This window comes from Catellatospora chokoriensis, from assembly GCF_011297315.1.
In the GTDB taxonomy this organism is placed as follows: Bacteria; Actinomycetota; Actinomycetes; order Mycobacteriales; family Micromonosporaceae; genus Catellatospora; species Catellatospora citrea.
In genome coordinates, this window is the sequence record NZ_JAAOTI010000007.1 from 283,806 (window position 1) to 307,015 (window position 23,210).

General features: G+C 70.2%; 9 protein-coding genes. 2 read left to right on the plus strand and 7 right to left on the minus strand.

The window, feature by feature from the left end; translation table 11 throughout:
• Positions 1-94 precede the first annotated feature (94 nt).
• From HAV39_RS13475 to HAV39_RS13505, 7 genes are all read right to left on the minus strand, one after another.
• Positions 95-3,208 carry a non-ribosomal peptide synthetase gene (locus tag HAV39_RS13475; RefSeq protein WP_191839534.1) on the minus strand — a complete coding sequence of 1,038 codons (3,114 nt, stop codon included), beginning with the start codon at positions 3,206-3,208 and terminating at the stop codon, positions 95-97.
• Between the two features lie 268 nt (positions 3,209-3,476).
• Entirely contained in the window at positions 3,477-4,889 is a 1,413-nt protein-coding gene (locus tag HAV39_RS13480) for a hypothetical protein (protein WP_191839535.1), read from the minus strand.
• Complete coding sequence (locus HAV39_RS13485) at positions 4,886-6,091, minus strand: peptidogalycan biosysnthesis protein (RefSeq protein WP_191839536.1); 1,206 nt, start codon at positions 6,089-6,091, stop codon at positions 4,886-4,888. The genes HAV39_RS13480 and HAV39_RS13485 overlap by 4 nt, the downstream gene beginning before the upstream one ends.
• Positions 6,082-8,268 (minus strand): lantibiotic dehydratase, encoded by a 2,187-nt coding sequence (locus HAV39_RS13490; RefSeq protein WP_191839537.1) that lies wholly within the window; start codon positions 8,266-8,268, stop codon positions 6,082-6,084. The genes HAV39_RS13485 and HAV39_RS13490 overlap by 10 nt, the downstream gene beginning before the upstream one ends.
• A 449-nt stretch (positions 8,269-8,717) precedes the next feature.
• Complete coding sequence (locus HAV39_RS13495) at positions 8,718-9,344, minus strand: 4'-phosphopantetheinyl transferase family protein (RefSeq protein ID WP_239120314.1); 627 nt, start codon at positions 9,342-9,344, stop codon at positions 8,718-8,720.
• A gap of 26 nt (positions 9,345-9,370) precedes the next feature.
• Entirely contained in the window at positions 9,371-10,234 is an 864-nt protein-coding gene (locus tag HAV39_RS13500; RefSeq protein WP_191839539.1) for a metallophosphoesterase family protein, read from the minus strand.
• 238 nt (positions 10,235-10,472) lie between these two features.
• Positions 10,473-11,024 (minus strand): helix-turn-helix transcriptional regulator, encoded by a 552-nt coding sequence (locus tag HAV39_RS13505; protein ID WP_203736108.1) that lies wholly within the window; start codon positions 11,022-11,024, stop codon positions 10,473-10,475.
• Between the two features lie 631 nt (positions 11,025-11,655).
• Here HAV39_RS13505 and HAV39_RS13510 point away from each other — a divergent pair.
• Both HAV39_RS13510 and HAV39_RS13515 read left to right on the plus strand, forming a co-directional pair.
• Positions 11,656-12,834, plus strand: coding sequence for an MFS transporter (locus tag HAV39_RS13510; RefSeq protein ID WP_191839541.1), 1,179 nt, complete (start codon positions 11,656-11,658; stop codon positions 12,832-12,834).
• Positions 12,831-23,069, plus strand: coding sequence for a type I polyketide synthase (locus tag HAV39_RS13515; protein WP_191839542.1), 10,239 nt, complete (start codon positions 12,831-12,833; stop codon positions 23,067-23,069). Before HAV39_RS13510 ends, HAV39_RS13515 begins: the two co-directional genes overlap by 4 nt.
• Positions 23,070-23,210: the final 141 nt, after the last annotated feature.

A 23,210-nucleotide genomic window follows, 5' to 3' on the forward strand; every position in this document is an offset into this window, starting at 1 on the left:
AACCCGCCACTCGTCCACCTGACGGTGCAGGCGACGCCGCGGCTGATGCTCTCGCCGATCGGAGCCGGCTACCGGCCGGCCGGGCGGAGCGAGCTCACCTCACTTCCGTTCCCACCCGCCCGGCAAGTTCGGCCGGGGTGGGCGCCTCAAGTAGATCGCCCAGCGTGAGCCGTACGCCGGTGGCCGCCGCCAGTCGCGAAAGCATGCGCACAGCCACCATGGAGTGCCCACCCGCGAGAAAGAAGTTGTCCGTGTCCTCGATGCTCGGATCTTCGAGCACCTCACGCCACAGCGCGACGATCAGCTGAACCGCTTCCTGCTCGTTGCTGTCGACCGTGTCCTGCCGGTGCGGTGCAGCGCCTCGCTGCTCGGCGGGCAGCGGCACTCGCGCCAGCGCGGGATAGTCGACCTTGCCGCTCCTGTTGACCGGCAGGCTGCCCAATACGATCCGGCCGGGCAGCGCGTAGCTGGGCAGCCGCCCGCGTGCGTGGTCCCAGAGCGTGCGCGCCAGCGTGTCGTCGGTGCTGTCCGCACCGTCCTTGTCCCATTGCACGAATGCGACCAGGCGCGATTGCTCGGGCATATCGGTCCGGAGCACGACTGCCGCGGCAGACACCCGGGGATGCGAGGCGAAAACGGACTCGACTTCGCCGAGTTCGAGACGGTGGGAGCGGATCTTCACCTGGCGGTCGGTGCGCCCCAGCAGTTCGAGTCGGCCGTCGAAGCGCCAGCGTCCCCGGTCACCCGTGCGGTAACAGCGCCGTCCGGACGGGTCAGACCTGAACCTGTCCGCGGTGAGGTCCGGCCTGTTGAGGTAGCCGATAGCCACGCCCGCTCCGCCTATGCACACCTCTCCCGCGAGTCCGGGCGGCAGGGCGGAGCCGTCCGGCGCGGCGACGTGGACGGCGGTCTCGCGCACGGGCCGCCCCACGGTCACCTCCGCGCCGGGACGAAGTTCCGCGCTCGTGGACCAGATCGCGGTCTCTGTCGGGCCGTATACGTTGATCAGCCTGCAGCCGGTGCGCAACAGGTCGGCGGCGAGCGCCTCGGTCATCGGCTCCCCGCCGCACAGCAGCGTCCGTCCGCTCAGCGCCTCCCACCCGATCCGAGCTGCCGTCGCGAGAGTGGTCGGGGTCGCCTGGAGCAGGCGCACATCGTGCCGTGTCGCCAGATCGACCAGCTCCGCCATGTCTGCCCGGGCCGAATCCGGTGCGACAACGACGCGGCCCCCGCAGCTGAGTGGCAGGAACAACTCCAGTGCGGATATGTCGAACGAGAATGCAGTGAGCCACAGCATGGCATCGGCCGGGCTCGCCAGGAGCGACTCGCGGAAGTGCGCCACAACGTTGGCAAGGTTCGCATGGCTGAGCTCGACACCCTTGGGGCGGCCGGTGGATCCGGAGGTATAGATCACGTAGCTGCGGGCAGCCGGATCCACGACACCCTGCAGCTCTGATCGAACGTCCTGCGCCGCCAGGATCTGCGCGAGCGGCAGCACCGGGCACGGAACTTCAAAGCCCGCAGGCAGCACTTCGTCGGCGAGAAGCAGATCGGCGGCCGAGTCCCGCAGTTGGAAGGCGAGCGTCTCTTCGGGCGTCTCGGGGTGCAGCGGCAGATAGGCGGCCCCTGCTTCCCAGATCCCCAGGGTGGCGGCCGCGAGCCCGAACCCGCGGGCTGCGCACACCGCGACGAGCCCGCCTGGGCCCACCCCGGCCTGCAGCAAGCGTGCGTGCACGGTCGCGGCCGCCGCCGCCAGCTCGCCATAGGTGTATTCGGTCGGGCCGTCGACCAGCGCGATGGAGTCACCCGCGGCGCGCGCGGCCGCGGCCACCGCGGTGGCGACGGGAGTCGCCGGTGGTGCCGGCGATGTCCGATCCCCCGCCATCGCGATCCGCTCATCCCGTTCGCTCCACCAGCGCACCTCGCCGGCTGGGCGGTCGTCGCCCACGAGCCCGGCAAGGATGGCGTCATAGCGCAGTTGCAGCGCCTCGATCTCCGCGTCCTCGAAGATCTCGGTGCTGTACACGGCCTGCACGTTCGCGCCTTTGTCGCCGCTCTCGACGATGAACTCCAGGTCGTGCCGGCTGTACCCGGTCTTCACCCCCAGCAGTTCGACCGGAAGGCCGCCCATCTGCGCGTCCAGCGGCACCGGAACGGGTCGATAGTTGAACATGTGACGGAACAACGGGGTGCGCCAACTGCTGCCCACCGTCTCCAGACCCGGCAGCACCGCCTCGTACGGCACGTGCCGATGGCCCAGGCCTGTCAGAAAGACCTCGCCGACGCGCCGGACGAGTTCGCCGACGGGAGCCGTAAGATCCACTACGAGCCTGAGGGGAAGGGTGTTGACGTGATAGCCCACGGCCTGCCGATCGGTGATGCCCCGTACGTCGGCCGAAACCCCCACCACCAGGTCGGGTCCTGCCCCGTGGCGGGCTAGGAGCAGGTAGTACGCCGCAAGGTGAACCATGCTCTCGGTGACTTTCCAGCGGCGTGCCGCATCCCGAGTGGCGGCCACGGCGACGGGGGAGAGCCGGTGGTGCCGTACCGCGCCCGCGAAGGTCGGCCGCTGCGGGTCGGGACGTCCCATGGCAAGCCGCTGCTCCGCCGCCTGGATACCGGCGATGTGGGAGCGCCAGTAGGCGAGCGCCGCAGGATCGGACACCGGCTCACGGACGGCAGGGACCGGCTCGCGGGGTGGCCGCGGGCCACCGGTCCGCAGGGCCTCGTACGCGTCGCGTAATTCACCGAAGACGATTCCGGCGGTCCAGGCGTCGTAGGCGAGGTGATGGAAGGCTAGGCAGCAATAGTCGCCGCCTTCTGTACGCCACAGCCCGACACGCAGCGGCGGGCCCGACTCCAATGGGAACGGCCGGGCCGCGAAGAACTGCATCGCCTCGTGCACGGTCGACTCGTCCGTCTCGTGCACGTCAAGGACGACCCGCGCTTCCTGCGGCCTCAGCACCACGGCCGCCGGCTCGCCGTGGGCTTCGGGGAACAGCGTACGCAGTGCCTCGTGCCGGCTCACGACGCAGTCCAGAGCCTCGGCGAGCAGCGCGGCGTCGAGCCGACCCCCCACCCGGAAAGCCAGCGCCTCGTTCGACACCCCCGCCTCGGGAGCCAGGCGTTGCAGCATCCACAGCGCCTGCTCTTTGACGGACAATGCGCGCGGCGCAGCGACGACTGATTGCGGGTGAGAGGTAGGCACGTGGCGAGGCTAGGGGCGGCACGGTCGCCGGTCACGCCCCACGAACGGGGGACGCACGCTGACATGAGGCGTCCATGATGGCGCGAGCGCCATCGAGCAGCGGTACCTGCACCGGGTCGATGTCCTTGTCGGCCGGGCGATTCCAGAGCGGACGATCTGGCGCTCGCCGCGGATCGCCAGAATCGTGCACCTGGCCGCAAAGCATCCCTGAACGCTCCGGGCGATCAGGTGGACGGAGGTCGAGCGCCGTGAACGAATGCAGCCGGCCTCACGACCGTGACGGATCGCCAGGTTCTGCGGCGCGGCCGCCGTCGCCTCCCACCTCACCGTGGTGGAATACGGCCGACAACCGGGTGTCTGGATTGGTCGTGATGTTGATGACGGCACCGGTTCCGGTCGGTAGCGCCCGAGCGAACGAGCCGGTGTAGCCGTGCGGCGAGTACAAGATCCCGTGGACGACGTCCCAGGGCTCTTCCCGGTCGGCGCGCGGATCGTAGACCCGTTCCGGTGCGGGCCGGACGCGGGCCTGCACGATGGCGTTCCCGGTCGCCGCCTCGTCGAGCGCTTCGTCCCAGCGCCGCTGGTCACACTCCCATCCCGCGATGACGCCCTGACCGCCGTAACCGACAAAGGGCTTGAGGATCAGTTCGGTGCGCCGTTCCCGGCACTCCGCCAGCAGTCCGGAAAGCCCGGGCCGATCGTCTGCCGTCAGCAGCCGGGTCCACGGCAGGATGCGATCGATGGCCTGCCGCTCCCGCTCGTCGGCACCCTGCCAGCGCGGGTCGGAGAGCAGCGCGAGGCATCCCTTGTTGGAGAACAACTCAGTGCTCAGGTGCGACCACAGCACCGCGAGGCCGTCTGAGTGGGCTCGGATCACGTTGTCCAACATGGCTGGGCCGTCGCGGTGGCCCAGTACCTGGTCACTGTTGAAGCACCGGAAGACCACGTCGACCGGCACGTCGCCGGAGTCGGTCCGCAGCAGGAGACGGTTCCGGCGGAGTTCGAGATCGCCGAGTTCGGCCAGCCGGCAGTCGATGCCGAAGTTGCGGAGCACCCTCTGCAGCGGTGCCCAGCCTTGGCCGAATCTGACCAGGCCGCCTGGCCCCTCGGCGAGGACCACGACCGGATCGCGACCCGACCGGACGGCCCCGGCGGCCTCCCTCATCAGGCGCACCAGCGTTTCCGCAGCCGACACGAATCCGAGCCGGTGGTCACGGACGAAGGACGCGACCTCCGGAAGCATCATCCACCGACGCGGGCCGACATCGATCTGCTCCACGGCGCCCACCGCGCTCGTGAGGCCGGTCTCCAGCAGTTTGAAACCCGTGCCGTCGTGCAGCGCGTCGGCGCGGCCATAGAGGGTCGGCACCGTGCCCGGTCGGCGCATCAGGCCGGCGCGACGCTCGTCGATGCCGAGCAGCGAGCAGTACCGGTCGAGGTCTCCGTCGAACAACCGGCGTGGCAGCGCGATGGCCGCCTTCAGGGTCACGAGCAGATCGCCGACGAAGGAGTGCAGATCGTCCAGCGACGCGAAGACCGGCCGGGCCAGGTATCCGCCGTTGACGCCTTCCCAGCGGTACTTGCCGCCGGCGAGTTCGGCGGCAACGGAGCGCAGGACGGGTGAGTCCCGGCAGAGCCGGGTGAAGGCCTGCGCGATCTCCTCGGTGGTGGCCGCGCTCATCCCTGCCCCTGCGCGATTGCCCGGTCGACGCAGTCGTCGCCGAAGTGGGCACGTCCATAGGCCATGGCCTGCTGCAGGATCCCGACGACAAGGTCCGGCGGTAGTGTGTGGGGTCGGCAGTCGGCCTGTAGCCGGGTCAGCACGTGGTGCGTCCACCGTGCCAGGCCGTCGATCGGGAACACGTCCTCGCCCTCCAGGAGCGCCACCTGCCAGAGCGGCCGGACGACCGCGCCGCGTGCGAGCTTGCTCGCATAGTTCGAGGGGCCCAGGTGGTAGAATCGCAGCCCGCGCTCGAAACAGAGGTCCAAAGGCAGATGGAACTCCAGCTCGAAGATCACCGGCGTGCTGTTGGTGCGCAGCTCCTCGACCAGTCCGAGGCTGCGCGCCCACAGCCAGCCGCCCCACTGGTAGACCAGGGCGTAGCCGAGCAGGCGTCGGTTTCCCGGATCTCGCACGGTGAACAGCGTCTCGTAGTCGGCGAAGTGACTGCTCATGAGCTCCAACTCGCGGAGCAGGTCTTCGGGGCTGCGCTGCGAACCGTGCCGCCGAAAGGTCTGCTGGCGCAACGGGAGGATCTCCTCGATGCAGTCCGCGAGGCGCTCCCGCCCGAAACGAAGGCCCAGCTGCGCGACCTTGCGGCGATCCCGGTGGCGTTTGCGCCTGTTGCGCCCGATGCTGTCCAGATGTTCGGTCATGGACTGCCCCTGAACCGGGATGACGGTGTCGAAGAGCGGGGCCAGCAGGGGCAGCGCAGCCCGATCATTGCTGATCGCGTCGGCGGTCTTCGTGGTCAGATGCAACGCGTACAGCCAGCGCCGACCGTCGCGAGCGGCACGCTCGGCCGTGGCCTGGAGCAGCGCGGCGGCCGAACCGGAGCCCGCCAGCGGCAGCTGGCTGCGGTAGCCGCGGCGAGGTCCGAGCAGCGCGTAGGGGTGTTCCTGGTGGAAGGGGAACATGACGTGCGGTCGGTAAGCGACGTTCGCTTCCTGCTGTGGAAGGGCCAACCGCGCGGCCCCGCTCAACCCGCTCGGGTTCGACACCCGGAGGTAGCCTGCCGTGGCGTCGTCCAGCGCTTCATGAGCCCGCAGCCAGGGAGCACTGCTGTAGAGCCCGAGTGCGGGGTGGTCGAACCATGCGGCGTCCGGTCCGAGAGAGTCGAGATCGGGGACGAAGTCGGCGACGGCACCGGAGGTCAGCAGCATGGCAATACCCGTTCGTGCTCGGACGTGTCCACTGCGACGACCCGCAGTTCGGAGGTGTAGCGGCGGCCCTGCGCGTCGTGGAGCCACAGGTGCTCGAAGGCAGGGAGCATCTCGGAGACGGTGATCGCCGCGTCCGGATCCCGTTGCAGGGCTCGGCACACCGAACGGGTGAGTTGGAGAGCGGAGACCCGACTCTCCAAGTCGACGAGGATCGGCTTCGCCTCGCCAGGGATGATCGCGAACGAATGCCGTGGGACCCCGTGCTCAGCCAGTCCACACGGGCCGTCAGCAAGCTCCCGCGCGTCGACACGCCAGGTCTCGCGCACGACGACGAGCCTGCCGAGCGTCACCCGGGGCAGATGCGTCCAGTCCAAGGGCAGCAGCGCGAACTGCTCCGCCACACAGCCGCTCAGGAACTCGCCCATCACCTCCACGACATCGGCCTCGAACTCCCGATCGACACTGCGGACCCGCAGCTGACCCTGCGTAGTCCGGTGCAGCCACAGGGCGGCGCCGGGGATGCGGTCGCGCTCCGGCGGCAGGGTGTCCTTCGCGTGCCATGCCCAGTGCCGGTAGCGATCCGGAACGTCGAAGCTGAGCGGCGGATACACCCGTGCGTTGAACCGCGGGGACGTACGGTCGAAAGTCGACACGATCCGCCCGGCAGCGAAGTCGTCGGCCACGGCCGCTTCGATGATCTCCGGGTTCGGGTGCCCGGTGGTGAATACCCGGTTCTCCAGGGTGTTGACAGCCAGATGCAGCTCCCCCAGGATCCAGCGGAATTCGGCCGGCTGATCGCCGTCCCAGCGGTCCACCGCGAGCATCAGGTCGGGTGCGTGCTGGCGGGCGGCGGCCCAGCCGTAGTCGGCCGCTTCGAATGCGGTCCGAACACGACCAGCCACGTCGGACACGTCGAGGTCGACCCGGCGCTGCGCCGGCGAAACCCCCAGCACCTCGGTCCAGCGACGTCGCAGCTCATCGAGCAGCGCCCGCAGCTGCCCACCGGGTTCGCCGCTCATAGCCGCCTCAAGTTCCTCGAAAGCGGTGAGCAGCGGGATCTGGCTTCGTCCCAGCCGGTCCAACAGGGCGTCAAAGGTGTTGCGGGCGAGCTCGGCGACCTGTGCGGTCAGCCAGCGGGCGCTGTCCAGAAGGAGGCCGAGCGGTTCGGCAAGCGCTGCCTGGAGTTCGGGACCGAGTATGACCTCGACATCTCGCGTGGTGTCCAGATACAGCAGGCGTCGTCCGTGGCCGGTGTGGCGTCCGGTGGCGTGCCGCCGGGCCGACTCTCCGGTGGCCAAGCCGAACTCGGTGTCCAACTCCGTCATCGCCTCGGTCAGACGAATCGGTTGCAGGCCGGCGCCGGCGATTCGGCTGATCTTCAGTCGGGCGGCGTCGAGGCGGTCGAGCACCGCGAGGAGTTCGGCGCGCACGTCCGGGTCGGCGATCCGTGCGATCTGTTCCCGTAGCGCGAGTTCCGGTTGGTGGTCCAGGGGGACCCGGAAGCGCCAGTCGACGACCGCGAGATCGGCCAGGGCTGCCAGGGTGTCGCCGAATGCCGCCGGGTCCTGAGCCAGGCCGCGTTTCGCCAGTTCGTCGAAGAGGTCCGCCGCACTGCGCGTTCCGTCGGCGCGGTGATGGATCGCGGCCTGGAGCGGGCCGACATCGAGGGGTGGGGCGCTGCGGAAGAGTCTGCCCTGGTGAACCAGCGAACTCCGGTCCCGGGTCACGGGCATGTGCCAACGCAGCCGCCGCTGGTCGGCCCAGGTGTCGACAAGCTGTTCGAGCCCCCAAGGTTCAAAGCGAACCCTGGGGGGCCCGGTGATGGCCCGCCCTGGGCGGACCAGCAGCGGTTGCCCGGCGGCGTCGCTCCAGCGGGCGGAACAGGTCGGGCCGGAGAAGCCGATGACGTCGTTCTTTGCTGCGTAGCGCTGTAGGTACGCCCCCAGGATCCGCTGGTGTGACGTCCTCAGCCGGCGGTCGGGGGTGTCAGCGGAGGCGGCGAGATGGCGCACGCCCAGCCAGTCCCGCACCAGATCGGGGTTTTGCCAGGCGATCGCGCTCACGAACCACGGGTCCGCGATGGCGGCGCGCACCGGCCCGAGCCCGTCCGGTCCCATGTCCGCGAGCAGTCGCTCAGCGGGCGTCCCGGCGCTGCGCAGCCCGGACAGGTCCCACATCGACCACCTGCCGTTGAGGGCAAGCCGACCAACTGGCGTACCCGAATGCATCGATTACCGCCTATCATGCTTGCTCCGGTTCCGAGCGTAGGCCCTCGATCGCTCGCGGACATGACACCTGAACGAGGGACAGCCCGAGCGGTCGGTCGCCTCATGAACGCGAGACGGAACCCTGGGCGTCCGCTGGGTGTGGACACCGCCGATGGGGTTGCGAATTGTCACCAGGATCATGGGCGAACGCAATGAAGGATGTTCATGTATGGTCCTGTGTGAAGCTTTCCGGAGTGGGCTCGCAGTCAGGGTGTGAGCTATCAGACCGCGTGGCGGTGGGCGAAGGGCGGTCAGATGCCCGTCCCGGTCCGCCGGGCGCCCGCCGGAACGTGGATCGTGGAGGGGCCGGCCGCTGCCGCCGGGCGCGTGTGTATCCGACTTTGGAATCAGCAACGGGATCAGGCTGCGGGGACCGTGATCGCGGTGCGGATCAGCCCGTCCCGGACCAGCCAGCGGCCGTTCATTTCGGAGAGCGGCCGCTCGCCGCAGACGGGACCGGATTCGTGGATCTCGACTGCGAACGTCCCACCCCGGGAATCGAAGTGCACCGTGGCGTCCTCGAAACCGAGCCAGCGTCGAGCGAGCGGGAACCAGGCCTTGTATACGGATTCCTTCGCGCTGAACAGCAGCCGGTCCCAGTGGATGCCGGGCTGCTCGCTCGCGCACCGGTCGAGAAGCGGATATTCCTCGGGGCGGGCGATGGTGTCGAGGACCCCCGGCGGGAGTGGTTCGTGCGGCTCGGCGTCGATGCCCAGCGAAGCGATGGTGCCGACGTGCGCGAGCGCGGCTGCCCGGTAGCCGTCACAGTGTGTCAGGCTGCCGAGAACGCCTTCAGGCCATATCGGTTCCCGGTTCGCGCCGCTGAGGATGGCAGCCGGCGGCAGACCCAGTTCGGCGAGGGCACGGCGGGCGCAGTGGCGGACGGTCGCGTATTCGCGGCGCCGCTTCTTGACCGCTCGGGCCAGTGCTTCGGCCTCTCCGGTCAACAGTGCCACGTCCGGCAGGTCCTCGAAGGCCTCGGACACCGCGACGTGGGGTGGAAGCAGTGATTTCATCGCGACCGGCCAGGCAGGATGACGCGCGGGGCGAAAGCGACGGACCGGTCGCGCCATTCACGCGGGTAGCCGAGGGAGACCTCTTCGAAGCGCACGCCGTCATAGTCCGACGTGCGCGGAATGTGCAGGTGGCCGTAGACGACGGCTTCGGCACGGAAGCGCGTATGCCAGTCGGCCGTCCGCACCGTCCCGCACCACTGGGCGAACTCCGGGTGCCGCAGGATGTCAGTGGGCTGCCGGACCAGCGGGAAGTGGTTCACCAGAACGGTCTTCATCTTCGGGTCGACCGCGGCCAGCCGGGAGGCTGTGTATTCCAGCCGAGCCCAGCACCATTCCTGCCGGGACGGAAAGGGGTCCGGATGAAGCAGGAACTCGTCGCTGCAGACGATGCCGGACTCGTATGCGATCGCCAGGCTCTCCTCCACCGTCGTCGCGCCGGGAGCGTGGAACGAGTAGTCGTAGAGCACGAACAGCGGGGCCACCGCGACCGGACCGCCGAGGCCCGGCCACACCGGATACGGGTCCTCCGGGGTGTCCACGCCGAGGTCTCGGCAGACGTCCACCAAGTGGCGGTACCGCGCCTCACCGCGCAGCTTCAACGGATCTGACGGGTGGCTCCACAGCTCGTGGTTACCTGGCGCCCAGACGACCCGGGCGAAGCGCTCGGCGAGCGATGCCATCGTCTGCGCGAACGTCGAGCAGGTCTCGGCGACGTCGCCCGCGACGATCAGCCAGTCATCGGCGTGCCTGGGTCGCAGCGCGTCGACGACAACGCGATTCTCCGCTGCAGCCACGTGCAGATCGCTCACCGCCAGCAGCCGCGGGCCGTCGTCGGCTGCGGGCTGCCCAGGTTCGGTCATGCTGGGAAACGTACGTGCGCACGCGGACTGCGTCGTGTCACCGGAACCGGGTATTGCTACCGATGCCGGCCTGCGGCCGCTTCGTGCCTCGTCCCGGTCGCTGTCTGGCACGTCACACCACAGCCGTCGACGTCAGCCTGTGAGCGGGACGGTGCTCGGATCGAGCACCGTCCCGCTGTCGCGGTCAGGCCTTACGGTGTCCGTTCGGCTCCGTGGTGCGCTGCCGTAAGGCAATCGACTAGATCGGGATCGGCCCGAACGGCGGCCTGCCGGCGGCCTGCTCCTCCACCAGCCGGCCGAGCAGCGCTGCACGCGTGAGCTCGGCCTTGTTGCCGGCGCCGAGCTTGGCGCGGATGCGTTTCACGTAGGTGTCGACGGTGTGCGGGCTGATATGGAGCCGGGTGGCGACCTGTCCATGCGTCAGTCCTCGGGAGATCTGGCTGAGAACCTGCATCTCGCGCTCCGACAGGCGGCCACTGGCCGTGGACCGTTCCATCACCGTCGGCTCCTCGGCGACCTGGGGCTTGACTTGCCCTCGAGAGGCCACGGCCCGCAGCGCCTGGACGACGTCTTCGCCGCTCTCGGCCTTGCTGATGACGCCGGAGGCGCCGGCATGCAGGTACCGGATGTCGCAGGAGGAACGCTGGTTGCTGAGCACCAGCACCGGCAGGTTCCTGGCCACCTCGGTGACGTGCGTGAGGTCCTCCGGTCGCGGCAGGGAGTCGACATCGATCAGCACCACGTCCGCGAACCACGACGGCTCTTCCTCGTGCGACGTCCGCGCCGCCACGATCCTGATCCCGGCGGACGTCAGCGTCTGAACCAGACCAAGGTGAAATATGGGAGAATTAACAAGTATGTCCACTCGAAGCACATCGACCCCCGTAGTCAATTGGCCAAATCGATCAAACATCAATGCGTTCAGAGTGTAGGTAGATCCATTCAGCTGCGCGGGGCACGAACAAATCCGCACCGCGCCTGCTGGCCCTCGCCAGCGCACTCTCTCTTGCCTGATCAGGAAAAACTCTGACGGAGATCGTGACGGTCACTCTTCGCGGGACGGTGTCCCCAAAGCAGGGGACATGTGTCGGCCGCCGGCAGCGGCAAGCATCGAGGATTCGCACACTTCTTCGCCCGCCGAGAGATCATCGTCGGCCGGTCGTGATCGATCCCGGCTCCGGTCACGGCGCGGGCAGGTGGGTCGGCTGTTCTGGAAGGTCAGTATCACGGTGAGCGTGTTCGCGGACGGAAGCGCGACCCCCGGTCATCGGCCGGGGGGAACCCGGATCAAGGGTTGTGGTGCCTGCGAAGCCACGGGTGGTTCACATCGTGGGGATCAAGGTATTGATCCCGCGCATGCCTCCGGTCATGATTCGCAACCGTGCGACGGGGGCTAGATCGTGACATCTGAACATGGATCGGTGCCATCGCGGCTGCCGCTGCTGGTGTCCGCGTACGCGATGTCTTCGTTCGGCAGCTACCTCGACATGGTGGCGCTGGGTCTGTACGCGCTTCACCTCACCGAATCGCCGCTGCAGACCGGCCTGTTCATGGCTCTGCGTGTCGGTTCGGGTTTCGTCGCCGGGCCGGTGGCCGGTCGGCTGGCCACGCGCCCACGCCGCAAGCACTTGATGATCTGCGCAGACTTGCTGGCGGCTGCCTCGCTGCTGACCCTTGCGGCAAGCCCGTCGATGGAGCTGCTGTACGGGCTGGCTGTGATCCTCGGCGCGGTCCAGTCGCTGTGGGGGGTGGCTCTGCGCAGCAGCGTCCCGGAGATCGTCGGCCAGGGCCGTCGCGCCCGTGCGAACAGCCTGCTGGTCACCGGTAGGTCGGGCGCCATGCTGCTGGGGTTCGCCGCATCCGGGGTGCTGGTGACCTGGCTCGGCTACCAGACAGTGCTGGTGATAGACGCACTGACCTATCTGGCCTGCGCTGCAATGCTGGCGGGGGTGCCGTTTCCGCGCCTTGGCGCCACGAGCGCCGAAGGACACGAACCGCGTCGTGCGGAGACCGGTCTGGCAGCACTGACGCCCGTGCTGGGCGCGATGATCGCGCTGCGGGTGGCCGACGCGTTCGGCTCCGCGTCGCACAACGTCGCGCTTCCGCTGTACGCCAACCTGATCTTCCCCGGTGCCCCGGCGGCGTTCGCGGCGACGTTCACCACGGCTTGGGCGCTGGGCAGTCTGGTGACCGGCCGGTGGTTGGCCGGCATGCGAGATGTCGGCGGCGAGCGGGGATTCGGCGTGGCCACCGCACTTATGTCGGTCTTCTTCGTGGTGGCCTTCACCGGGCTACCGATCTGGCTGCTCATCCCGGTGGTCTTCGCGGCGGGGGCCGCTGATACGTATGCCGAGGTCGGCTACACGACGCGATTGCAGACTATCGACGACGCGCAGCGCGCCGGGGTGTTCGGTTTGGCAGCTTCGGCGCAGAATGCCGGGTTCGGCCTGGGCATGGTCGGCTGCGCCGCTTTGCTCGAGGTGTTCGAGCCGCTGCCGGTGGTGGCGGCTGCGCATGCCGTGGCGCTGGTGGCGGCGCTCGGATATCTGGTTTTCGCCGTCCGGAAGGGACGTGCTCGCACTGTGGAGGCCGTCCGATGACACTCGCGATCAGCAATGGCGGACCGTTGCCCGACGACCCGGACCACCCGGCCACGCTGGGGGAGGCATTGCTGCGGTCGGCCCGGTGCTTTCCGGAGGCGGGCCTGTATGTGGAGCCCGACTGCTTCCTGGCCTACCCCGACCTGCTGGCGGCTGCCGGCAGGGTGCTGACAGGCCTGCGAACCGCGGGCGCGCGCCCGGGTGACTACGCGGTGTTGAGGCTCGACGACGACGAATACTTCCCTGTGTTCTGGGGTTGCGTGCTGGCCGGTGTGGTTCCGGTGACTGCCGGGCCGCCGGCGAGCTATGAGCAGCCCAACCCGGCCCTGGACGCATTGCGTCACGCCTGGGAGAAGCTGGGTCGTCCCATGGTCATCGGCGGTCGCTCGGACCTGCCTGGACTGGGGGGCCTGCTTCCGTCGGGTTGTCTGGTGGATGCCGCTAGGCTCCTGGCGGCTGAGGCGGGTGAGCCGGACCTGTCCGCCGGCCCCGACGATGTGGCAATGGTGCAGCTGTCGTCCGGGAGCACCGGGGTTCCGAAGCTTGTGCAGATCACGCACCGCGGCGTGAGCGAATACGCGGTGGGCGCGCGTGTGCTGCTTGACATCGCGCCAGGTGACGTGTTGCTGAACTGGCTGCCGCTGGATCACGTGGCGGGTCTCATGCTCTACCACCTGGGCGGGGTGTTCCTCGGCGCGTCGTCGGTGCAGGCGGCCACCGAGCTGGTGCTGGCGGATCCGCTGCGGTGGCTGGACCTGCTGGAGCGGTGCCAGGCCACGCACGGCTGGGCGCCCAATTTCGCGTACCGGATGGTCACCGACGCCTTGGGCCGGGTTCCCAGCCGCCATTGGGATCTGAGCCGCGTTCGCAGGCTGGTCAGCGGCGGGGAACAATGCACACCGGACACGTTCGCTGCGTTCGTGGCAGCCACGGCCGAGTTCGGCGTCACGGCGCAGGTGATGACGCCCGGATGGGGCATGTCGGAGACCTGCACCGGGATCACGTTCTGCTCCTACGGCGATCCGCTCTGCACGCAGGGGCAGTATCTCTCGGTAGGGCCGCCGGCTCCCGGGGCGGTGCTGCGGGTGGTCGGTGACGACGGCACGATCCTGCAGGAAGGGGAGGTGGGGCGGCTGCAGGTCAGTTCGGCGAGGGTGACGCCCGGGTATCTCGCTGATCCGGAGGCCGACGAGGCCGCATTCCCGGAACCTGGGTGGCTGGACACCGGCGATCTGGCTTACCTGCGGGGCGGCTGGCTGACCGTCACCAGCAGGGCGAAGGACCTGGTCATCATCAACGGCCACAACTATCCCTGCCATGAGATCGAGGCTGCGGCGCTCGAGGTTGCCGGGATCGCCGAACGTCTGGTCGCAGCCTGCGGTGTGCCCGACGAGCGCACCGGAACCGAGCACCTGGTTGTCTTCTACGCCCCGGTCGAGGGTGCCGACCACGCCCGGGTGGCCGCCGACGTCACGACGGCCGTCGCGGCCCGGTTACGGCTGCCGGTGGCTCGGGTGGTGGCCGTGGCGGCAGCGGACTTTCCGCGTACCAGCGCCGGAAAGATCCAGCGGTCGCGGCTGCGACAGAGGTTCCTGGACAGAGCAGGGCAAGCCACCGCGCCGGCGGTCCGTGAAGCGGTGCTAAGCGCGCTGAGCGGTTTCGTCGACGGTCCCGTCGACCCGCGGCGGCCGTTCGCTGAGCTGGGGCTCGGGTCGGTGCAGCTCGTGCAGGTGCGGGCCCAGCTCGAGCAGGCGCTCGGCCGCCCCGTCGGGCAGACCTCCCTCTTCGACCATCCGACTGCCGAGGCGCTTGCAGAGCATCTGGCCGATGCCGATGCCGATGCCGGTGCTGCAGCGGCGCCCGGTGTCGCGGACACGCCGGGCCCGGACCGGCGCATCGCCGTTGTCGGTATGGCCGGGCGGTTCCCGGGCGCGCCGGACGTGGACCGGTACTGGGCGAACCTGTGCGCCGGGGTGGCCACGGTCCGGCGGTTCGACGCCGAGGAGCTCATCGCGGCCGGAGTCGCCGAGGACACGGCCCGCGACCCACGCTTCGTCGGCGCGAGTGGGGCCCTCGACGACGTCACCGGGTTCGACGCCGACGTCTTCGGCATCAGCGCCCGGGAGGCCGAACTGCTCGACCCGCAGCACCGGCTGTTCTTGGAGACGTGCCTGCATGCGCTGGAGCACGCGGGCATGGCCGGTTCGGCTCCCGCGCGTACCGGCCTCTACGCGGGCAGCGGCATGAATCTCTACCCACACCACACCTATCTGCGCAACCAGCTCGCCGCTGCGGTCGGATCCGCCGACCCTGCCGCGTCGGTGGGTGCGGCACTGGGCAACCAGCCCGACTTCCTCGCCACCCGGGTCGCGTACCGGCTCGGGATGACGGGCCCGGCGGTCAATGTCCAGACCGCGTGCTCGACGTCGCTGGTCGCCGTCCACCTGGCCGTGCAGGCGCTGCTGACCGGAGAGGTCGAGGTGGCCCTGGCCGGTGCCGCGGCGGTGCACGTGCCGCAGGTCACCGGATACCACTACAGCCCCGATTCGATTCTGTCGCCGGAGGGGACCTGCCGCCCGTTCGACAGCGACGCCGCGGGCACTGTCGGTGGCAACGGCGTCGCGGTTGTGGTGCTCAAACCACTGGCCGCGGCTCTGGCCGACGGCGACACGATCCACGCCATGCTGCTCGCGACGGCGATCAACAACGACGGCGCTGGCAAGATCGGATTCACGGCACCGAGCATCGCGGGTCAGGCTGAAGTCATCGGCACGGCCCTGCGGCGCGCCGGCGTCGCAGCCTCGTCGGTCGGCTACATCGAAGCTCACGGCACCGGGACCGTGCTGGGCGATCCGATCGAGTTCGAGGCGCTGTCTCGGGCATACCCGACGGGCTCACGCCACCTGGGTTCGGTCAAGGCCAACATCGGGCACCTCGACAGTTGCGCGGGAATGGCAGGCCTGATCAAGGCCATCATGGTGGTGCGGGACGGGATCATCCCACCGCAGCTCAACTTCACCCGGGCCAATCCTGCGATCGACCTGGCCGGCCGGGGGTTCCGCATCGCCACCGAGCCGACGGCATGGCCCGCCGGACCGACGCCGCGGCGCGCCGGGGTCAGCGCCGTGGGCGTCGGCGGCACCAACGCTCACGTCATCGTCGAGCAGCCACCACCCACAGCCCCGCTCCGCGGCGGTGAGGCACCGGGTCTGCTGCCGCTCTCGGCCGCCGATCCCACGGCGCTCAACGAGCTGATCAGCGCATACCCGGACAGTCTGGCGGGGGTGCGCCACGCCGACGCCGTACACACCGCTGCCACCGGGCGCCGGCACCACCGCCATCGCGCCGTCGCGCTCGGTGCGACCACGTCGGAGTTGGCGGCGCAGCTGCGCCGACCGGGTCTGCTCGTACGCGGGCACGTGCCGGTTGCCGGGCCGGGGCCGCTGGCGTTCGGGTTTCCCGGCCAGGGCGGCACGTTGACGAACGCTGCCGCGCTCGCGGCCCGGTTCACGGCGTTCGCCGGACCCTGGTCCCTGCTGCCCGCCGACCTGACGGCACGGGTGCGGGCCGGTGATCGCGGCACCGATGTCGTGCAACCTGCGCTCGTCGCTGCGGGACTGGGCATGTGGCAGCTGCTGCGGTCCTGGGGTGTCGAGCCTGCGTACATGGTCGGTCACAGCGTGGGGGAGTTGACCGCGCTTGCGGCCGCCGGGGCGCTGACTGCGGCCGGCGCCGTAATGCTGGCCGGGCGTCGCGGCCGCCTGATGCGTGAGCTCATGCCCCCGGGCGCGATGGCCGCACTGTTCGCGTCGCGTGAGGAGGTCCAAGCGCTGATGGCAGCAACGCCAGGACTGGAACTCGCCGCGGTGAACGGGCCAGGCCAGTTCGTGGTGGCGGGGCCTGAAGCGGCGGTGGAATCGGTCGCGGCCCGCGGGCTGCGACTGCGGCGTCTACCCGTCGACCGTGCGTTCCACACCGCAGCCGTCGAGCACATGCTCGCCGACCTGCGTGACGTGCTGCGCCGGATGCACCTGCGGCCGATCGGCACGCCTTTCGTCAGCACCCTCGACGGTCAGCTACGTGAACCGGGTTGGACCCCCGACGTGGACTATTTGTGCGAGCAGGCACGCCGCCCGGTGTTGTTCGATCAAGCCGTTGCGGCTCTGGCCACTGCAGGATGTGCGACGGCGGTGGCGACCGGGCCGGGTGCCATGCCAACCGCGGCGGGTGGCCCTGTGGCCTGGGTCGCCGCGCAGTCCGGCGACGGCGAGCCGGTGGCCGGTCTGTGGCAGGCCCTGGCGGAGCTGTACTGCCGGGGTGCGGACGTGGACTGGCCGAGGGTGACGCGGCACAGCGGTGGCCGGCGGGTGCCGCTGCCGCGCTACCCGTTCCAGCGCCGCACCCACTGGACCGGCGAGCCGGTAGCCGAACCTGCAGGCGCGGCGGTGACCGACCGGGTCAGGGCCATGACGGCGGCCAGCCTGGGCATGCCCGCCGAGCAGGTCGGACCGGACGACTCGTTTCTCGGCCTGGGCGCGGACTCGCTGCTGCTGGTGTCGCTGGCCCGCCAGATGCAGGACGCCTTCGGGGTGCGAATCCCGGTGCGGGAACTGTTCGGGCAGCTCGACACACCGGCCCGCCTGGCCGCCGCCGTCGCGGCCCGGGCGGCCACGACCGCCGTCAGCGTGCCCCCGAGTCGTGACCTGGCACCTGACCTGGCCGGGGCGGCCCCGGACCGGGTACACGTTGCCGGCAGCCCGCCCGCGGAGCCGACACCGGCGGCCGGGCAGCCGCCGTCGGCCGAGGGCTCGGCTGCGGACCAGGTACTGGCCGAGGTGGTCCGCCAGCAGCTCGACCTTATGCGCAGGCAGCTGGACCTGCTGGGCGCGGCAAGCGCCGACCCGGCCCCGTCGGCGGTCGCGGCCAAGCCGATCGCGGCGGTGACCGCAGGCGCGGATGTGCTCGCCGGCTCGGCGGGCCCCGAACCGTACGCGTCGGCAGCCACGAACAGCGTCGCCGACGTGGATATCAGCCTCTACTTCTTCGGTGACTACACCGGCAGCGCCGGACCCGCGGCATACCGCATGATCCTCGACGCGGCGCGGTTCGCCGACCAGCACGGTCTGCACGCGGTATGGATTCCGGAACGTCACTTCCACTCCTTCGGCGGCCTGTTTCCCAACCCGTCGGTGCTGGCCGCCGCCATCGCCGCCAGGACCGAGCGGATCCGGATCAACGCCGGGTCGGTGGTACTGCCGCTGCACCATCCGATCCGAGTGGCCGAGGAGTGGTCGGTGGTCGACAACCTGTCCGGCGGCCGGATCGGGTTGGGCGTCGCCTCGGGTTGGCACGCCGACGACTTCGTCTTCCACCCTGAGCACTACGGCCGCCACAAGCAGGTGATGTGGGACCACCTCGACACGATCCTCGCGCTCTGGCGCGGCGAGGCGGTGCCGTCCCGATCGGGCAGCGGCGACCAGGTGGCCGTGCGGCTGTTCCCGCGGCCCGTGCAGGCCGAGCCGCCGCTGTTCACCGCCGTCGTGGGAAATCCCGACAGCTACCGGCAGGCCGCTCGCCGCGGTGTCGGGATCGTCACGAACCTGATGACGCAGGACCTTGCCCGGCTCGCCGACAACATCGCGCTCTACCGCGACACCCGTGCCGAACACGGCCTGGACCCTGCGGGCGGCAGGGTGGTGCTCCTGCTGCACACCTATCTCGGCGACGACCTCGACACGGTACGCGAACAGGCGTTCGAGCCATTCTGCGCCTACCTGCGGTCGTCGCTGAGCCTGCTCGGCCAGGTGGCGAACAGCCTGGGCATGAACATCGATCCTGGCGCCGACGACGATGACGTGCGGTTCGTGCTGTCGCGTGCCTACCAGCGCTACTGCGACGAGCGGGCGCTCATCGGCACCGTCGACAGCAGCCGGAGGGTGCTGGAGGCGGCGCTGGCCGCCGGCGTGGACGAGGTGGCCGCGTTCGTCGACTTCGGCCTGCCGGCCGAACTCGTCACCGCCGGGCTGCCGAGCTTGGACCGGTTGCGGCGCACCGCCCGCCGCCCGGCCGCGGCGTCATCGCGCGGCGAGCCCCAGGGCGAGGCCGTGGTCGCCGAACGTGCCCCGTTGTCGGCCGGGCAGCACCGGCTGTGGCTCACCGAGCAACTGGAGCCGGGGCAGCCGGCGTACAACGAGGCGGCGGCGATTCGGCTAGACGGTCCCCTCGATCCAGCCGTACTGCAGGCGGCCCTGGCCGACGTGGTGGCCCGGCATGCACCCCTGCGCACCCGCTACCGCCTGGCTGGCGAGCTGCCGGTGCAGGAGGTGCTCTCGCAGGTGCCGGTGGACCTGCCCGTCGTGGATTGTGCGGCGCAGGAGGCGGTCGCGGTGCGCGACGCGCTGGCGCGGGAGAGCGGCCGGGTGTTCGACCTGGCAGAAAGCCCGGTTTTCGCGTTCACGCTGCTGCGTTTCGGGCCTACCCGTCACGTGCTGGTCATGTCCTTCCACCACATCGCCATGGACGGCCGCTCATACGCGGTGCTGGCGGGCGACATGTCGGCGTGCTACCGGGCCCGGCTCGGGCAGGCCGCAGCCCCGGCGCCCCTGCCCACCACCTACCCGCGGTACGCCCGCGAGGTGGCGGCAGACCCTGCCGCACGCGAGGCCGCCCTGGACTACTGGCGGCAACGGCTGGCTGCGGCTCCGGCCCCCATCAATGTGCCCGGCGACCGCCGCCGCCCGCCCCGCCCGTCGGCCGCCGGGCACAGCGTCTTCCACGAACTGCCAGCCGAACTGACCACGGCGGTGCGCCAGGCCGGCCGCACCCATCAGGTCACCGCGTTCACTGTCCTGCTGAGCGCGTTCGCGGTGGCGGTGTCCCGCATGAGCGGGCAGCACGACCTCGTCATCGGCACAGGGGTGACCAACCGGAGCGACCAGACCGCCGACCTTATCGGCTTCTTCGTCGACACGGTGCCGATGCGCGTCGACGTCGACGCCGGGCAGACGTTCGCGGCCCTGCTCGGCCAGGTGCAGCGTGACGCCGCCGACGCCTACACCCATCTCCTGCCGTTCGACCAGCTGGTCGCCGCGCTGGCACCGGGGCGTGAACCAGGCCGCCACCCGTTCTTCGACATCGTCGTCGAGTACGAGACCGGTGGCGCGCTCGCCTTCGACCTGCCCGGCGTCACGGCCACCGTGCTTGACGCCGGCCTGGACAAGGCCCCGGCCGACCTGGTTCTCTATCTGACCCACGGGGCCACCGTCCGCTGCCATGTCGAGTACCGCATCGACGTACTCGACGAGCCGACGGTCCGGCGGCTGCTGGCGCTGTTCGAGCAGATCCTCGCCGCGGCGGTGGACACGGCGAGCCTGCCGCTGCGGGAACTGCCCGCAGCGCGCAGCGTGCTCGCCGGTCCCGTCACCGACCCGGTCGACGAGCAGCTCGGAGACCTGTTCCTGCGACAGGCCGAGCGCAGCCCGGGTGCGGTCGCCGTCGTCGACGGCGCGACCCGGTGGACCTACGACCGGTTGCGTTCGCGCGCCCGTGAACTGGCCAAGGAACTTGACGTCCAGGCAGGCGAGATCGTGGCCGTCGCACTGCCACGCAGCCCAGAGCTGATCGCCGCGCAGCTGGCAGTGCTGCTCAGCGACTGCGCGTTCCTGCCCCTGGACCCGGCCGAGCCCTCGGCCCGGTTGCGCGACCTCGTCGCCCGCAGCGGTGCCCGCGTCACGGTGACCGGCGCCGGTGTCATCCGCACCGATGCCGCACCCCGGCGGATCGCCGACGGAGCAGCCTGGTGCGTGTACACCTCCGGATCCACCGGGCAGCCCAAGGCGGTCGTCGTGCCCCACCGCGCCGCCGTGAACACGGTGCGCTGGCACGTACGCGAACTCGGCCTGTCTCCGGCCGACCGGGTGGCCCACGGTCTCGCGCTAGGATTCGACGCCAACCTCGCCGAGATCTACCCGGCGCTCGCGGCCGGGGCGACCGTGCACCTGGTACCTGACGAGGTGCGTGCCGATCCGGCCACGTTGACCGACTGGTGGGCCGAGCACCGGATCACTACGGCGTTCCTGACGACCCCGGTGGCCGAGCTGCTTTTCACCCGTCGACAGGCCGTGGCGGTGCGGACCCTGGTGGTGGGAGGCAGTCGGCTGCGCAGGCGGCCCCCTGCCGGGTTCGGTGCCCGTGTGCTCAACGCGTACGGGCCGACCGAGAACGCCATCGTGACCAGCGCCGGCACCGTGGCCGTAGACGCGACCGGGCCGATCGACATCGGCCGGCCTGTCGACAACGTCATCGTCCACCTGTGCGACCGCGATGGCATACCAGTGGTGCCCGGTGCCGTGGGGGAGCTGTGGGTGTCGGGACGCAACCTGGCGCTGGGCTACCTCGACGACCCGGATCATGCATCCTTCCGCGACGGCCGCTACCGCACCGGCGATCTCGCCCGATGGCGCACCGACGGCACGCTCGAATACGTCGGGCGCATCGACGACCAGGTCAAGATCGCTGGGCACCGTGTGGAACCGGCCGAGGTCAGCGCCATGCTCGCCGGTGTGCCGGGCGTCGAGCAGGCTGTGGTCGTCGCCCGCCACGACCACAGCGATCCGTATCTGGCCGCGTACGTGGTCGGCGCCGACCCGCGGCCCGCCGTCGCCGGCCTGCTTCCGGGCTACCTGATCCCGCGCTCGTGGACGTTCCTGGACGCTCTGCCGCTCAACGGAACCGGCAAGGTGGACGTGGCGGCCCTGCCCGCGCCACCGCGGACCGAGGCCGGTCCGGCGCCCCGGACCGACGCCGAGCGCAGGGTGCACGACAGCTGGTGTGCCGAGTTGGGACTCGACCAGGTCCCTACAGATGTCAACTTCTACCAGGCGGGCGGAGACTCGCTGGCCGCCATGCGGGTGGCGAACCGACTCGGCATGGCGGTGCACACGGTGCTGCGTGCGGACAGCGTCCGCGACCTGGCAGCCAGGCTGGAGCCGCAGGAGGTGGCACCCGCCACCCACCAGCAGGAGCAGATGTGGCGGCGGCAGCTGCGTGCACCCGACCCGGCAGCCGTCCACATCGCACTGCGGCTGAACGTCACCGGCCCGCTGGACGTGCCCGCCCTGCGCCAGGCGCTGGACCTCGTCGTAAGCCGGCACGCACCATTGCGGACCTGGCTGGTGGAGCGTGACGGCAGCCTGTTGCAGCAGGTGCACGCGCACCGCACGCTCGCGGTGCCCGTCGTCGAGGTCGCCGAGGGCGACGTGGCGGAGTGGTGTGTGCGGCAGGGCCGCGCACGGTTCTCCGAGCCACCACTACTGCGGGCCGCGGTGGCCCGCGTCGCCGAACAGGAGTGGGTGGTCCTGCTCACTGTCCACCACCTCGCGGCCGACGGTTGGTCCATGCTCAAACTCACCGAGGAGTTGGAGAACGGTTACCGGTCCTTCGCGCAGGGACAGGAGCCGGCGCCGCCCGCGCTGCCGTCGACCTACCCGCAGTATGCCCGCGTCCAGCGGGCCGCAGGCGTCGACTCGGCGCTGCTCGGCTACTGGCGGGAAAGGCTCGCGGGCGCACCTCCGAGGCTGCTCCTGCCGACCGACCGTCCCCGCCCCGCCCACACCACGCAGGGCGCAGAGTTCGACTTCACCGTCTCGGCCGAACTCACCGCCCGGCTGCGCGAACTCGCAAAAAGCCTGGGCACCGGCCTGTTCGCCGTGCTCGCTGCCGGCTACGCAACACTGCTGAGCAGACGCATCGGCTCGGACGACATAGTGCTGGCCACGCCTTATGCGCACCGGGACAGCACCGATGTCGAGCCGCTCGTGGGCCTGTTCTCCTCGACCATTCCGATCCGCCTGCGCCCGGCGTCGGGACGCCCGTTCGACGAACTGGTGCGCGAAGCCGACACCGCGTTGGCCGAGGCCCTACGGCATCAGCCGCTCTACCTGCCCCAGCTCTACCGGCAGTTCGATCCGAGCTGGTCGTCGGGCCTGCCCTCGCCGGTCGGCGACATGCTGTTCGCATGGAACCCGCCGCTGCCGGGGCTCGACCTGTGGGGCCTGGAGGTCCGGCTGGCCGACCAGCCGCTGGCCTGTGCGCGCCGGGACCTGGCCGTCGTGCTGAGCCCGGATGGCGATGGGCTGCGGGGTGCGGTGGAATACGCGATCGACCTTTTCGACGTGGCCACCATCGAGGCCTTCTGCGCCGAGTACACGGAGATTGTTGACCGTATGACGCGATGAACGGCTGGCACTGATGCGTCGCAAGGACCTGTGGACGACGGGATCACGGCGCTAGGGGCCAACTGCTTCGAGGCCGGGCCAGCGGCGGTCATCACGAGCTTGGTGCGTTGCCGGTTCCATACCGCCAGGCGCTCGCGGACC